The 15,564-nt window shown below is 34.0% G+C and carries 16 protein-coding genes; 1 reads left to right on the top strand and 15 read right to left on the bottom strand.

Annotation, left to right across the window (positions count from 1 at the left end; all coding sequences use genetic code 11):
* Positions 1–64: 64 nt before the first annotated feature.
* The 10 genes from pepF to BLP98_RS03380 form a co-directional block, all read right to left on the bottom strand.
* Positions 65–1,867 (bottom strand): oligoendopeptidase F, encoded by a 1,803-nt coding sequence (gene pepF, locus BLP98_RS03425; protein WP_074481926.1) that lies wholly within the window; start codon positions 1,865–1,867, stop codon positions 65–67.
* Entirely contained in the window at positions 1,867–2,829 is a 963-nt protein-coding gene (locus BLP98_RS03420; protein WP_074481925.1) for a competence protein CoiA, read from the bottom strand. The genes pepF and BLP98_RS03420 overlap by 1 nt, the downstream gene beginning before the upstream one ends.
* A gap of 52 nt (positions 2,830–2,881) precedes the next feature.
* Entirely contained in the window at positions 2,882–3,598 is a 717-nt protein-coding gene (locus BLP98_RS03415; RefSeq protein WP_074481924.1) for a pseudouridine synthase, read from the bottom strand.
* A gap of 32 nt (positions 3,599–3,630) precedes the next feature.
* Positions 3,631–4,335 (bottom strand): glucosamine-6-phosphate deaminase, encoded by a 705-nt coding sequence (gene nagB / locus BLP98_RS03410; protein ID WP_074481923.1) that lies wholly within the window; start codon positions 4,333–4,335, stop codon positions 3,631–3,633.
* A gap of 147 nt (positions 4,336–4,482) precedes the next feature.
* Positions 4,483–5,088, bottom strand: coding sequence for a response regulator (locus tag BLP98_RS03405; RefSeq protein ID WP_074481922.1), 606 nt, complete (start codon positions 5,086–5,088; stop codon positions 4,483–4,485).
* Positions 5,069–6,634 (bottom strand): sensor histidine kinase, encoded by a 1,566-nt coding sequence (locus tag BLP98_RS03400; protein ID WP_074481921.1) that lies wholly within the window; start codon positions 6,632–6,634, stop codon positions 5,069–5,071. Before BLP98_RS03400 ends, BLP98_RS03405 begins: the two co-directional genes overlap by 20 nt.
* Before the next feature lie 44 nt (positions 6,635–6,678).
* On the bottom strand, positions 6,679–8,580 hold the full coding sequence (locus BLP98_RS03395; RefSeq protein WP_074481920.1) for an FtsX-like permease family protein: 1,902 nt from the start codon (positions 8,578–8,580) through the stop codon (positions 6,679–6,681).
* A 1-nt stretch (position 8,581) separates the two neighbouring features.
* Positions 8,582–9,319, bottom strand: coding sequence for an ABC transporter ATP-binding protein (locus BLP98_RS03390; RefSeq protein WP_027967951.1), 738 nt, complete (start codon positions 9,317–9,319; stop codon positions 8,582–8,584).
* Between the two features lie 2 nt (positions 9,320–9,321).
* Complete coding sequence (locus BLP98_RS09390) at positions 9,322–9,666, bottom strand: hypothetical protein (RefSeq protein WP_074481919.1); 345 nt, start codon at positions 9,664–9,666, stop codon at positions 9,322–9,324.
* A gap of 158 nt (positions 9,667–9,824) precedes the next feature.
* Entirely contained in the window at positions 9,825–10,331 is a 507-nt protein-coding gene (locus BLP98_RS03380) for a VIT1/CCC1 transporter family protein (RefSeq protein WP_074481918.1), read from the bottom strand.
* 163 nt (positions 10,332–10,494) lie between these two features.
* Between BLP98_RS03380 and queA the strand changes: the two genes are divergently transcribed.
* A complete protein-coding gene (gene queA / locus BLP98_RS03375) occupies positions 10,495–11,523 on the top strand; it encodes a tRNA preQ1(34) S-adenosylmethionine ribosyltransferase-isomerase QueA (protein ID WP_074481917.1) in 1,029 nt (342 codons plus the stop codon).
* 49 nt (positions 11,524–11,572) lie between these two features.
* Here queA and BLP98_RS03370 read toward each other — a convergent pair whose 3' ends face one another.
* From BLP98_RS03370 to BLP98_RS03350, 5 genes are all read right to left on the bottom strand, one after another.
* Positions 11,573–12,298, bottom strand: a complete 726-nt coding sequence (locus BLP98_RS03370; RefSeq protein WP_039697215.1) for a YebC/PmpR family DNA-binding transcriptional regulator — start codon at positions 12,296–12,298, stop codon at positions 11,573–11,575.
* A gap of 101 nt (positions 12,299–12,399) precedes the next feature.
* Complete coding sequence (gene sodA, locus BLP98_RS03365; protein WP_074481916.1) at positions 12,400–13,011, bottom strand: superoxide dismutase SodA; 612 nt, start codon at positions 13,009–13,011, stop codon at positions 12,400–12,402.
* A 94-nt stretch (positions 13,012–13,105) separates the two neighbouring features.
* Positions 13,106–14,143 carry a DNA polymerase III subunit delta gene (holA, locus tag BLP98_RS03360; protein WP_074482231.1) on the bottom strand — a complete coding sequence of 346 codons (1,038 nt, stop codon included), beginning with the start codon at positions 14,141–14,143 and terminating at the stop codon, positions 13,106–13,108.
* A gap of 51 nt (positions 14,144–14,194) precedes the next feature.
* Positions 14,195–14,917, bottom strand: a complete 723-nt coding sequence (locus BLP98_RS03355; RefSeq protein ID WP_234792781.1) for a CYTH domain-containing protein — start codon at positions 14,915–14,917, stop codon at positions 14,195–14,197.
* A gap of 11 nt (positions 14,918–14,928) precedes the next feature.
* The gene (locus BLP98_RS03350) at positions 14,929–15,507 is read right to left on the bottom strand and encodes an HD domain-containing protein (protein WP_074481915.1); all 579 of its coding nucleotides are present in this window, start codon (positions 15,505–15,507) and stop codon (positions 14,929–14,931) included.
* Positions 15,508–15,564 lie beyond the last annotated feature (57 nt).

Below are 15,564 nucleotides of genomic sequence, written 5' to 3'. Positions count from 1 at the left end.
CTCCAAATTTTTTTCCATTATAACATAAAAAACGAGGCTGGAATATCCAACCTCATAAAGCATTTTAAAGGTGTGCTCCTTTTTCGACCAAAGCTTCCAATTCATTTAAACGTTCTTCAAAAATTTTGAAGGCTGCATCCAAATAATCACTACTTGTCATATCCACACCTGCTTTTGCAATGACGTTTAGTGGATAGTCAGAATTTCCTGCTTTAAGATAATCAAGATAACGATCAATATCAGCTTGAGTGCCATGAACCACTTTATCAGCTAAATAGCTTGCTGCTGCAAAGCCTGTAGCGTACTGGTAAACATAGTAATTATAGTAGAAATGCGGGATACGTGCCCACTCATATTGGATTTCTGGGTTATCTTCTTTGCTAAGCCCGTAATATTTCTCATTCAACTCTGCGTAAAGATTATTAAGATATTCGCTAGTCAAGACGTCACCATTTTGGTCTGCTTTATGGATAATATCTTCGAATTCAGCAAACTGCGCTTGACGGAAAATAGTCCCTTTGAAACCATCTAAGTAATGATTCAAAATTGCAAAACGAGCCTTGTCATCATTTACTTCTTTCAACAATGTTTCTGTCAAAATATTTTCATTAGTTGTTGAAGCAATTTCAGCTAAGAAAATACTGTAATCACCATACACATATGGCTGGTTTTCACGTGTAAATGTCGAATGAAGGCTGTGACCTGTTTCATGTACCAAAGTAAACAGGTTATCAAGTGTATCTTGCCAGTTCAATAACATAAAGGCGTTAGTATCATAAGCTCCACCTGAATAAGCTCCAGAGCGTTTTCCTTTATTGACATGAACGTCAATCCAACGTTCTGTAAAAGCACGGTGAACACGATCAGAATAATCTTTACCAAAAACAGCCAATACTTCTTCTGCTTTTTTCAATGCTTCTTCATAAGTGAAACTCATATCCATTTCAGATAACGGAGTGTGAATATCATACATTTTCAAATCATCTAATTTAAGGATTTTCTTACGAAGTTCAACATAACGATGAAGCAATGGTAAATGCGCATTTACGCGGTCAATCAAAGTATCATAAACTGATTCAGGGATGAAATTAGCTGAAAGAGCCGCTTCGCGAGCTGATTTGAAATGATGGACACGCGCATCATAATTGTGAACTTTAACATTTGTTTGCAAAGTTTTAGCGTAAGTGTGTTGGAATTGTTCATAAGTCGCATACATTGCCTCGTAAGCAGCTTTTCGAACATCACGATTTTTTGATTCCAAAAGACTGATGAAATTACCATGCGTTAACTGAACTTCATTACCTTCATCATCTAAAACGACTGGAAAAACAATGTCCGCGTTATCTAAAATCTCAAAGGTTTCACCAGCAGCACCAAAGATTTCGTGTGCACCAGCTAAGAGCTCTTCTTCTTTTTGAGACAAGACATGCGCTTGACGTTTAAAAAGTTGTTCAAAGAAATGCGCATAAGCTGACAAAGCAGGGGTCTCAGATACAAAAGTAGCAAAATCTTCAGATGATAATTGCATTAATTCTGGTTCGTAAAATGCGAATACCTCACTATATTTAGCATAAAGGGCTGTCGCTTTTGCTTGATATTCTTGGTATTTTGCTACAGTGGTATCTTGGTCGTTTTTCATCGACGCATAAACATAAACTTTTTCCAAACGACGTGACAAAGCAAGATAATCTTCCGTAATTGCTAGCAATTCTTGACTTGATTGTGTCAAGTGACCTTTGTATTTTTTAGCGTCTTCTAAAGCACTATCAAGCTCTGCTAATTCTGCTTCCCAATCCTCATCTGTCGCAAAGACTGTGCTCAAATCCCATTTGTATTTTTCATCAATATGACTACGATTATCTGACATTATGTTCTCCTTTTCTTGATATTATTAACCATTCTACCATAATAAGCTGGTGGGTAAAGTTTTTGAACACCTTTTTCACTTTGATTTTGATAATAACACCTGAAGGTCTCATAAAAGTCTGATAAATCTTGTAAAATTTGACAAAAACCAGCCTTAGTTTCTGGGGGCCTAACTTGCGGAAAAAAAGCTGACAAAGGCAGTGTGAGAAGATTTTTCCCTTGCAAATAAGCCTCTTCCTGCCTTTTCAACCAAGAAGCATTTCTAGCTAGCAATTGCCTCTGAATATAGCATAATAAAGCTTGATCTTGTTTGACTTCATACATTGAAAGCTTCTGCTTTTGATAAGGCAAGCGAAGAAATGCCATGACATTACCCGAAAAAGGACAAGTCTTTGTCAGGTAATGAAGATTTCCACGCCTATCCTCATAAATCAAATAACGTAATCTAATAAGACCTTGCTTAACATCAAGCTCCCACAAGTGAAATCCCATATTTTGTGAAAAATACAAAAAATGTCGATGCAATGGCGTCAAGCGCCTTCCAAGCCACAGCTTTTCTCCCAAAAGCCATAAAACCTTAAAACCTGCCTGATGATAGGCTGCTGTCCTTTGCTTAAGACGTTTTTCTGACAAACGTGAACACTGCACTTCCAAAACCAAATTGTCATTTACTAAAAGATCAGCCACCTGATGCAAATCTGGTAAAACAGCTTCAACAGTTACTTTCTCAGTCTGCGAAAGAGACTGGTAGAGCGCCGCCTTTAACCCAAGATGTTCGTCACTTTCATTTTCACTATAAAAATCACAATTCTCCAAAGACACATGAGCAAAATGTGGACGCATAATACTGCCATTTTTTAAGCGCACTGGCATATGGCAAGCTGGGCAAGTAAAAGCCTGCTTTTTAGGAATACCATCTAAGAGTGAAATCAAGCGTCCATTTTCATCAAGAGCTGATAGCATAGTAAACCTCCTTACCTTTTTATTCGAAAAAAATCCTGAAAAATCATTGGCATTAATCCAAATAATCTTTCAAGATTTCTTTTTCTTCACTTGTTAATTCACGATAGTGGCCAACTGGCAAATCTCCCAAATGAAACTGTCCAAAACTCAATCGTTTCAAGTAAGTAACCTTAACCCCGTAAGCTAAAAACATTTTCTTAACCTGATGAAATTTTCCTTCTGAGATACTAATATTAGCAGAGCTTTTTTCAAGACTTGTCTCAATTATCTCTAGCCTTGCTGGTTTACAAACTGTCCCATCATCAAAAGTCACCCCGTTTTCAAAAAATGCTGGCGCATCTTCAGCTAACAATCCATTAACTTCCACATAATAAGTTTTTGTGACATGATACTTTGGATGCAACATGCGAAAGCCTAGGGGACCATTATTAGTAATCAATAAAAATCCCTCAGTATCACGGTCTAAACGCCCAACAGGGTAGAGCTTAGGAACTCGGTCAGCCTCATCAATCAAATCAATGACCGTCTGATGTTCCTTATCAGAAACCGCAGAAACCACACCAGCTGGTTTATTAAGAATAAAATATTTTTCAGTCGACTGCTCTACTCGTTTACCTGATACCGTTATTTCCTGCAAACTTGGCTCAACATTAAGGTTATCAGCCTCAGCTAAGCGACCATCAACATAAACCTGACGACTTCTGATTAATTTTTTAACTTGATTACGTGAACCGAAACCAGCTTGACCTAATAATTTATCTAAACGCATGCTCCTATTTTACCATGTTCTGAAGCATTTTTTTAGTCTAATTCGCTCGCTGCTGCTTCATCCACAATAACCACAAGATTTGAGTGTTGTTGAAGAACACTTGCTGGCAAATCTTCACTAACCGGTCCATTAATCATTTGGTTAATAGCATAAGCTTTGTCCTTACCATAAGCCATTAAAACAACCATTTTAGATTGCATAATAGATTTAATTCCCATTGAGATAGCTTGTTTTGGAACATCATCCATGCTATCAAAGAAACGGCTATTAGCCTCAATCGTATCTTCAGCCAAATCGACGATATGAGTCGTCATATCAAATGGTGTGCCAGGTTCATTGAAACCAATATGACCATTTCGACCAATCCCCAAAATTTGAAAATCAATTGGGTGCTCAGCTATCACTTGATTATAACGGCGAGCTTCTGCTTGCAAGTCAGTTGCTAAACCATTTGGTAAAAAACTTTTTTTGAAAGGTTTATATTGGAAAAGATTTTCCTTCATAAAATGATGATAACTTTGTGCGTTATCTGCTGCTAAGCCGACATATTCATCAAGATTAATGCTTGTCATTTCTGAAAAATCAAGGTCACTATTTGCCAATTCTTTATAAAAACTAAGAGGTGTGCTGCCTGTTGCAAGCCCTAAAGTTTTAGCACCATTTTCCAAAGCTCCTTTTAACAAAGCAAATGCCACTTTTCCACCTTCAATTTGATCATTAACACTAATCACTTTCATAACAACTTCCTCATTCTTACTTTTGTTTTTTTTGGTATATACCATTTATCTAAAATTATTATATGGTATATACCAATCCGTGTCAAGGAAAATGTTTTGAGAAATAAAAAAAGAGTTTGAAACTTAAATTCCAAACCCTTTTTACAGTTAAAAATCCATAAAGTAGCCTAATTGCTCAGCTTTATAAATAGCTTCTTGCTTATTGTTCACTGACAATTTCTCATAGATATGACTCAAATGGTTAAATACTGTTCTACGACTTATGTAAAGCTTCTCCTCAATTTCTTTTATAGTATGTCCTTTTCGACTTAAATCTAAAATGACAACCTCTTGCTTGGTTAATTCTTCTAGATACTCTTTACATTGGTAAGACTCAAAATATTTCCTTCCAGAATAAATTATTTTCAAAACCCTCAAAAGTTTATCTGGCTCAATATTTTTGTCAATAAATCCATAGGCACCAATTTTTTTAGCTCGTTCCTCATAAACTGATTTTACATAACCTGTTAACATAGCAATCTTCATTTCAGGATTTTTCTGAATTAATTTTTCAGCTAAATCCAAGCCATTTTCCTTAGAAATATTTGTTAAATTAATATCAAGTAAAACAATATCATAATAGGCTGAATTAATGTCAAGATTATCAAAATTTATCGTTAAAGTATCCAAAACATCAATTTCATCAAATTGTTCACACATCAATTGAATACTCTTTGCAAAAAGCTTATGATCATCAATCAATAAAATTTTCATAACATAATTTCCAATCTACTGGTAATAAAATTTTTACTACAAAGATGTTGTCACTAATCCGAACACTAATATTTCCTCCAAAAGCTGACAAGGTTTCTTCAATTGATTTAAACCCTCGTCCAAAAGTTATTGATTCTCTATGACATAAACATTCATTCCATTGCTTAATTACTATCGTATCTGATTGAATATCTAAAGATAAATCAATACTGTCATTTGTTGCATATTTAATTGCGTTATTAGTCAATTCTTTTAAAAATCGATATACCATAACATCATATGGAGGAAGCAAATACAAGTCATCAGAGCAATTAAAAATGATTTGTCTACTGCTCTTACGTTTTTGCACTAACTCAGCTAAAAGCATCTGATAATTATCCTTTAAATTTTTCTCTGGCAATAATATAGGATGATAGGAATCAATTTCATTTCGAATACTAACAACTAAATCATTTAATTCCTCAACAACATATTGACTAGCAAGCTTTTGATTTTCCAAGGCTAGTAAATTTTTAACGGCTATAATATTTTGCAAAATATCATCATGAAGGTAATTCGAAAAATCCTGTCGAACACTTTCTTCTGTTTTCATAAAACGTGACAAACGCTGTCCATCGATTAGCATTACCCGCTCATTCATTTTAGATATATAATAAATCGACCATGATAGCACCATCAAAATGAATAATACATTGATACTTGTAACAACAAAAAATAAGAGAAAATCTGTGATAAAAAAGCGAATAACTATTATCCATACAATTATAAAAAATATCAGTGATACTTCAACTCTTGGTCGATAGTCACCCCAGCATCGCTTTATTTCCAAGCGAAGTTTATCATGAATCGTTCTAAAATAATAAATTACTCCCAATATAGAAGGAAATAAATACCAACCTAAATTAGTATAAATTGGACTAACACCATGTACATCTCCGTAAAACTCAGTACTTAATATGAACAGTAGAAGAATTGCAAAATAGAGGCATGATTTTTTTACTGGACTAATAACCTGCTTAAAATGTGAATGATAAACTACCAATAATAACAATGGGTAGAAATGTAATAAAACAAATATAAAGAAATATAACAAATTAAACAGAGAGGGATTAATAAAATAACATAATATAGTTACTAAAATACTACTAATAAGTACTGTATCAAATTTTCTTTTAAAATCTTTTTGATTATATAGTATCAAGTTAATAATTTCTACAGTATATCCATACATCAGCAACGGCTGAAAAAGAATTCCTACTATATTGAAAACATCATGATTTGATATTGTAAAATAGTATTGCCATATAGTCAAAGAAATAATAAAAATAATCTTTTTAAAAATACTATCTTTATCTTGACGTAAAACTGAAGCTAACCATACAAAAATACCATCAAGTAAAATCGTAATAATAGCAAATTTTTCAGAAAAGATTAATCCATCAATTTTTTCGTCATAAAACAACAATAACAAAGTGATTAATTGTTGAAAAAGTACAACAAAGACCCCTAAGTATTTTTTACTCCCATTTTTAATCAGTTGTTCCATATCTCATTCCCACTAAAATATAATTTTCTTCATTGTATCATATTTTAAACTCTAACTATAGAACGTGCTGAACGATTTGTCAAAAAGAAAACAATGAAATAAAGTAATAAAAATACTAATAAACAAGTCCCTATTGAAGCAAAAATAATTTGATTTGCTACTAGACTGTCTGTAAATAAATATTTGTAAAAAATAAGTAATAGTCCTCCGTTAAGAATACCTACTAAAACAGGCACAACAAACAATACTCCAATTTCACATTTAAGAATTTTATCAATCATCTGTCCATTATATCCTAATTTACTTAGATAAGAATATTCATCTTTATTTTCCATAATCTCAACCAAACTTGTAAAGTACAAAATACTTCCTGTACAAATAACAAACAGTATTGATAAAAATGAAATAAAGATATAAGTTGAAATATTTCCCGTTTTAACTAGATATTCACGCTCATAGCTACTCTTAACATCATCTAGATTCTTAAATTTTTCATAAAAAGTTTTACTATGACGAATATCATTCCCATTAAAAGTTCTAATTATCATTTCCTTACTTGGATAACTTTCTCTCAAATTATCATAAAATTTATCACTCACAACCAGAGTAGTCACACTAGTTGCAAAACTAAAAATATTATCAGTTGTTACTTTTTTTACAGTTACTTCACTACCATTTTCAAATTTAAATGTTTTTCCTAAACTTTTTTTAGTAGGATAATAGTTAATTAACAGAGGAGCTGATGTATCAGCCAATACTTTTTTTCCTTGAACTTTAGCAAGATGCTCATAATCACTATATTTTACCAAGTCAAAATATGGTATTGTTTGTCCACTATCTGTAATAGTTATTTCAGGATTGCTATTAAGTCTTAAAAGGTGAATATCTAATTGACTTACTTGATACTTACTAAGAATTTTATCAATGTTAACCGATTCATTTTCATCCTGTAAATTATATTCAATAACTGATGGGTTTAAACGGCTAATACCATTCACACTATAAGTAATAAGCATTACCATCATACCACTAATAACAATCGTCAATGTTAAAAGCCCACTTAAAATGATTAATAATTTACTTTTTGTTGCAATTCTAAAACTAAGTTTAGGATATACAACATTAGCTACCGGTTGATAGAGTTTTTTTCGATTTTTCTTTAAAAGGGATAGTATAAAAACTAGACCATAACGAATTGTAAAAATACTTCCTAGTGAAATAAGAATAATCACTAAAAATGAAATTGGCATAATCCCTATTTTCAACCAGATACGCTGTGTCACACTAAACATGCTTGTTAAACACAAACAATATGCAGCTCCTAAAGCCATAATTGCTAAAATTGAACGAATCCTTTTCACCTTAATTTGTTTTTCAGCTTTTTTAGAATAATTAACAAACTCAATCAAAGATTGACCTTTGATAATACTAATGTTAATCAAAAAATTAATAACAAAAATGATTAATACAATTCCAAAAGATTTTACAATCATCTCTGATGATATAAACCACTGATTTGATATTTCAATTCCTAAAACATTAATAATAAGAGATACTACCACTGAGTACAAAGTCGGCCCAACAATAAGACTAATAAGATAACTCACCGATAAAATAACAAGATTCTCCATAGTTAGTAGGGTAACTAACTTTTGTTTAGAAAATCCTAAAATAGCCATAGCTCCTAATTCATGACTTCTTCTTTTGATGAAAAAATTATTGAAATACATCAAAAAAATAGTTAAAAAAACAATCAAAAAAACAAGCGAAATATTCGCTATCGCTGAAGCCTGCCCGCTCTCTGCTATTTTTGCCAGAGTCATCTTATCAGAAGTAAACGTTAAAAATGCTGTAAATACACTTAAAAGTCCAATGGTAGCTAAAAAATAGACTCGATAAAGTGAAAAATTTTTTATAATATTTGCTTTTGTTATTGTCCAAATCATATTATTCACCTACTTTTGATAATGCTTGGCTAATTTCATCATGATATGAAGAACCACATTCTGATTTTATGATTTCTTTATCAAATTGACCATCTTTTAAAACAACCACTCGGTTAGCATAAGAAGCTGATAAAACATCATGAGTAACCATTAAGATAGTGACATTAAATACTCGATTAATTTTACTCAATAACTTCATTGTATCTTCTGATGATTTTAAATCTAATGCTCCTGTCGGCTCATCAGCAAAGACGATATCCGGATTTTTTATAACTGCTCTAATAATACTTGCTCTCTGTTTCTGTCCCCCTGACAATTGATATGGATATTTTTCTAACTGGTCATATAAGTTTAACTCCATTGCATAGTCATCAATTCTACTGTCTATTTTTGCCCTATCAACATTTTGAAGAGATAAAGCAACTGCGATATTTTCTCTAATAGTTAAACTATCTAATAACATGTAATCTTGAAAAACAAACCCAACATTATTTTTTCTAAATTCAGTTGCCTCATTATCATTAAGGTGACTAATATTTTTACCACCACAAAAAATATCACCACTATCAATACTATCAATAGTTGAAGCAGCATTTAAAAATGTTGTTTTACCGCTTCCACTTCTCCCCATAATGGCTACAAAATCACCTTTTTCAACTGCTAAATTAATATGATCTAACGCATAGCGAGATTGACCAGTATATTTTTTACAAACATTTTTTAGTTCTAATTGTACCATGTTTATTCACTCCTTTTTTGGTATTTATTCATGTATGAATCGTACATTTGTCTATATGACATATTTTTGTTGTACAAATTATTATGATTTCCACAATCAACAATTTTTCCTGAATCCATCATATACACAATTATGGCACACAAAAAATTATCGATACCACTCTTTTGCTTTGGATAGGAAATATATTTCTTATATGCTTCTTCTTTATCAGAAAAATTCTTAGAAAAATAGTTTATGTCCAAAACAAGTGACTTGAGTGATAAATAAATAATAGTTTCAAATAGTTGATTCTTCAAGCCATCAACAAAAACATATTCCAAGTCAGTATTTTTCAGACTTTTAATCAAGTCACTCTCTAATATATTGTATTTCAATATTGAATTATAATACTCATAAAATGGATGAGATTCATACTCTTTTTAGTTTACATTATCTAAATTACTTTTTAATGAGTAAATAGTGCAACATTAAAAAAATCCACCCATCTGAGATGAGTGGAAGCTCCTTATCTAGTTCCAGCTAACTGCCCTAAAAAGTCACCAACATAATAAGCAAATAAAGCAGCGATTAAACCAATCAATAAGGTTCTAAAAATTTCTTTGAATTTGCTTTTCTTTGTTATCAAAGCTTTGACAAATCCAAGTAAGGTTAGCGCTAGCGATACTAAAATACAAGCCATCATAAAAGTATGGACTTTGAAAATGCTAAAAACATTAATCAAAAGATATGACAAAAGAGGAATCAAGCCAAAAAATATGAATGAAAGGAAAGTTGCCCCAGCATTCTTAACTGCCTTACCTTTTACAACTGATTCTTCTGTCGTTGAACTTAGATAATCTCCAACTGCCATTGAAAAACCATCAGCTAAAAGATTTGAAAAGCCAAGAATTACAATCGGTGTGACTCCTAAATTACCACCGACCGCTCCAGCAACGACCGCAAATGTTGTAACAATACCATCCATACCGCCATAGACGATTGATTTCGCGTAATCTCCAATTTTTTCTTTCATCTTTTTTCATCACTTTCCATTAATTTTTAAGCGTTTTCTTTGTTGTTCTCATTATACCACCTCTTTAGAATTGTTACAATTAAAACTCGACCAGATGACGGAAAATGCTTATCGTGTTATAATGATTAGTTGAGAATAAAATATTAAGGAAACATGTTAGATTATGCATACCGACGATTTTGATTTTAATTTACCAGAGGAGTTAATTGCCCAAACACCTCTTGAAAAACGAGATAGTTCTAAACTTTTAGTCATTGACCACAAAACACACGAGATGGTTGATGCACACTTCGACCACATTCTTGATGAGCTAAATCCTGGTGACGCTCTTGTCATGAACAACACACGCGTTCTTCCAGCTCGTCTTTACGGTGAAAAACCTGATACACACGGTCACGTTGAATTGCTTCTCTTGAAAAATACTGAAGGCGACCAATGGGAAGTTTTGGCAAAACCAGCTAAACGCTTGCGCGTGGGAGCAAAAGTATCATTTGGTGATGGTCGTTTGACTGCCACAGTTGTAGAAGAATTGGATCACGGTGGTCGTATCGTTGAATTCGACTACGATGGTATCTTCCTTGAAGTTTTGGAAAGCCTTGGTGAAATGCCATTGCCACCATACATTCACGAAAAATTGGATGACCCAGACCGTTATCAAACAGTCTATGCCAAAGAAAATGGTTCTGCTGCCGCTCCAACTGCTGGACTGCACTTCACCAAAGAATTGCTTGAAAAAATTGAAGCAAAAGGCGTAAAACTTGTCTACGTGACACTTCACGTTGGACTTGGAACATTCCGTCCAGTTTCTGTTGATAATGTTGAAGAACACGAAATGCACTCTGAATTCTACCGCTTGTCTGAAGAAGCTGCCCAAACCCTTCGCAACGTAAAAGCTGCTGGTGGACGTGTTGTTGCGGTTGGAACAACTTCAATTCGTACCCTTGAAACCATCGGTTCAAAATTCAACGGCGAAATCAAAGCTGACAGCGGTTGGACAAACATCTTCATCAAACCAGGTTATGAATTTAAAGTGGTTGATGCCTTTTCAACAAACTTCCACTTACCAAAATCAACACTTGTGATGTTGGTTTCAGCTTTTGCCGGACGTGAATTCGTCCTAGAAGCTTACCAACACGCCATCGATGAGCGCTACCGCTTCTTTAGCTTTGGCGATGCTATGTTTGTAAAATAATAAACACACAAAAAGAACTTCGAAAAAAATCGAAGTTCTTTTTTCATTATTAGTCAGCCATGTTTGTGTAAACATCTTGAACATCATCGTCATCTTCGAGTTTATCGACCAATGTTTCCAAAATGTCTGCTTGTTCTTGATCAAGGCTAACATAGTTTTGTGGAATCATGCTAAGTTGAGCTTGCGCGAATTCAAGATTTTGTGCTTGCAAAGCTTCTTTAACGGCTGGAAATTCTTTTGGTTCAGTGAAGATTTCAAAAGCGTCATCTGATGTTTTCAAATCTTCTGCCCCAGCATCCAAAATCAACTCAAGCATGCTATCTTCATCCAAGTCTAGATTTTCACGGTCAATGACAATGTAACCTTTACGGTCAAACATGTAAGCAACTGAACCAGTTGAGCCCATGTTACCGCCATTACGTGTGAAAATAGTGTGCATGTTCGCATCTGTACGTTTTTTGTTGTCAGTTAAGGTGTGAACGAGGATAGCTACCCCACCAGGTCCATAACCTTCATAAGTGATTTCGTCGTAATTTGTTGTATCGCCAACATCTGTTGCTTTCTTAATCGCACGATTGATGTTATCTTTTGGCATATTAGCCGCACGCGCTTTATCCAAAACCATACGAAGGCTGGCGTTCATTGATGGATCGCCACCACCAGCTTTAGCAGCTACAAAAATTTCACGTGACAATTTATTGAAAATCGCACCACGTTTAGCATCTGCTTCACCTTTTTTGTTTTTAATTTTGCTCCATTTATTATGTCCTGACATGCAAAATTCCTCCCTATTCCTTGCTATTATATCATATTTAGACGTAAAAAGAGGATAGACAAATGCCTATCCTCTAGATTAGAGAGTACTATGTTTAATTTTTAGTCAGCAATTGCTGCTTGGTACAATTCAGCAACTTTTGCCCAATTGATAATATCAAAGAAAGCTTTGATATAGTCTGGTCGGACATTACGGTATTTGAGATAGTAGGCATGTTCCCAGACATCAAGAGCAAGAATTGGTTTTTTACCTTCTGAAATTGGATTGTCTTGGTTAGCTGTTGAGGTTACTTCGAGCTTGCCATCTTTGTTAACGACAAGCCATGCCCAACCTGAACCGAAACGTGTTGTTGCAGCTTTTGTAAAGACAGCTTTAAACTCATCAAATGAACCAAAAGCTTCTTCAATCGCATCCAAAACATCTGCTGTCGGCTCTTGTTTTTCAGGAGATAGGAATTCCCAGAAAAGTGAGTGGTTAAGAGCACCACCACCATTGTTAATCACCGCTTGACGAATATCTGCTGGAATCTTGTCAAGATCTGCCAAGATAACTTCCAAATCATCTCCAAGTTCAGGGTGTTTTTCAAGAGCCGCATTGGCGTTTGCTACATAAGTGGCATGATGTTTATCATGGTGCAATGTCATTGTTTCTGCATCGATGTATGGTTCAAGCGCATCGTATGCGTATGGTAATTCGGGTAAAATAATAGCCATGCTAGTTACCTTCTTTCTTTTCGTTATTTCTTATCATCATTTTATAAGAATCAAGTCTAACTAGCAAATTATTTGACCGCTTTTTTAAGTATGCTTAATGATGCTCATGAGCAATTTTTAAAATAGCCACATCAAAGAGGTAATCTTTGTCATATGTTCCTGTCTTAATGGCATAATCTGTCTCAATCAAAATAGCAATAGCTTTTTTCAAGAAAGTCATTGACAGTGTGCGTGAATCACGCACAGCAAATTTAACTTGATAAGGATTGACACGGCGTCCCAGATAATCAGACAAGGTTGCTACCATCTGCTGCTCTGTCTTTCCTTGACTGGCTAAGATGCTGACTTGCAAAAACATACGAAATTGCCCTAGCATAATAGCAATCAACTTGATTTCGTCTTCACCTTGTAAGCGCAAATCGCGAATCAGCTCACGCGCCTCGTCGATTTTGCCATTCAAGACAAACTGCGTCAAATCAAAAATATTATCCTGAAGTGTTTTCGGAATGGCTTGATTAATATCTTCTGAAGTAATATGACCATCTTTTTTATAAGATTTCAAAAAGGCAATATTTTTCAAAATTTCGCTGAAATCATAATTGGATTTCAAAAGTAAAGCCTCAAAAACACCTGAATCAAAGGTCAGATTTTCTTTGTGAGCCAATTTTTGAAAATACGTTTTTAGCTCTGCTTCTTTTAATTCACTCGCTTCAAAAATCTGTGCATCACGTTTAAGAATTTTCACCAAGCGACGTTTGCCGTCTAATTTCCCTGGTGCAAAAATAATCAAGCGCGTCGTGTCCAAAGGATTTTCCAAATATGCCTCAAAACGCTTGAGTTCCTTATCATACAAATAAGACTTCTTAGCCGTCGTGATATCAAGTAGATTATCAAAAATAACCACTTTTTGATCTGCAAAAAACGGTAAGCTTTCAAGATCCATCTCAGCATCTTGGTAATCAACCTCAGCCATATCAAAATAAGAATAAGTCAAATCATCCTTATCATATCCCACGCGCTCCATCATACGCTCTTTTAGCTGAGAAAATTGTCCCAAATCTTCGCCTGTCACTACCGTAATCAAACTAAGATTTTCTTTTTGTAATTTATCAATTTCTTCGATTGCAATCATAAAGATATTATAACAAAAAACCATGAGAAAAACTCATGGTTCATGCGAAAGTTAACGATGGAATTTTTTATAAGCAAACTGCCTTAATGTTTCATCAAAAAGACAAATTCTACTTCTATCGCTATCCAATCCCTGCTTTTTCAAGCTATCTTGAATAATCTTACCGTAGTTCTTGCTAATGCGACAATGTTCAGGTAAAGCCATTAATTCCTTTAAAGCTATAAGTTTCTCCTCACTAAAAGCTTCTAGCTCAATAAAAGCCCCAACATGACAAGGAAAAAGATCAAAACAAACAGCCGTATTTTCTTTTTTGTACTCATGACGTTTCTTCTGAGAAAACATGCGACAACGTGTGAACCCCAAATCGTACAATTGATTTATCAGATAAATACAATTTTCAGACACATCTTTTCCTTCTAGAATAATCCGAGGAAGCACTACATCCAATTCCTTTTGTAATAAACATTGAATATCAGAAAAAGCAAGATTGTCATTGGAATTACTAGAATACTCCAATTCTACATACTCTTGGTAATGATTATTCTGACGTTTGAGTTTAATGGTCAATAAGTATCTCCCAACACTTATTATGCGATAGCGAATGACTATTCCTTTAGATTTGCTTTCAAAATTAGGTAAATCAACCGTAATATCTGTTTCAAGACATTCACCCACAGAGACAAAGCCTGCCTTTCTCACTTTCTCTTCGTAAATACTCAAAGCTTCTTCAGATAGCTGATATTTCAATTCTAATTCATTTTTAGCGTTACTCAAACTCTTCACCTTCAGCTATATAGTCCTTTTTCAACACTTTTTTCGATTAATTCCTTTGCTAATTGCCACAAAATTTCTGAATCTTCTTTAATGAAAGCTTTCTTAGTCAAGACTCTCTCAGCCGTTAATTTATCGGGATTATAACCTTCTTCCGAAACAACCAAATGATTAATCAGCGATACCAAAGCATCAATAATTCTAGCATATCTTGCTTCTGGACTATTTCCTTTTTCAAATTCAAACCACAATTCTGTAAATTTCTCGCCTTGAATGATTGGTAAGATTGCTAAACTTTTCTGTAACGATAAGTATTCCTTATCATGTGAGACGGCTTTGCCTGTGGTGTCATACACCCAAGTATCACCTGCGTAAATTTCTCCCAAATCATGGAGTAAAAGCATTAAAGTCACTTTTCCTATGTCCAATTTTTCAGGAAAATAATCTTGAAAAAGGTTTGCTACTAATGCAACCTGCCAAGAATGTTCCGCACTATTTTCAAATCGCCCATCCAATGTCCTATTAAAACGTGTCACAGTTTTTAACTTCTCGATTTCTTTAACAAAATCAACTTTGCTCTCTATTGCTTCCATTCTCGCCCTCCTTTTTATAACATAGTATATACTTATGCTAATCTAATTGCAAAGCAA

This window comes from Streptococcus equinus, assembly GCF_900104225.1.
Taxonomy (GTDB): Bacteria; Bacillota; Bacilli; order Lactobacillales; family Streptococcaceae; genus Streptococcus; species Streptococcus equinus_D.
The sequence above is the reverse complement of the archived record's forward strand: the minus strand, read 5'-3'. Positions and strand labels throughout refer to the sequence as shown.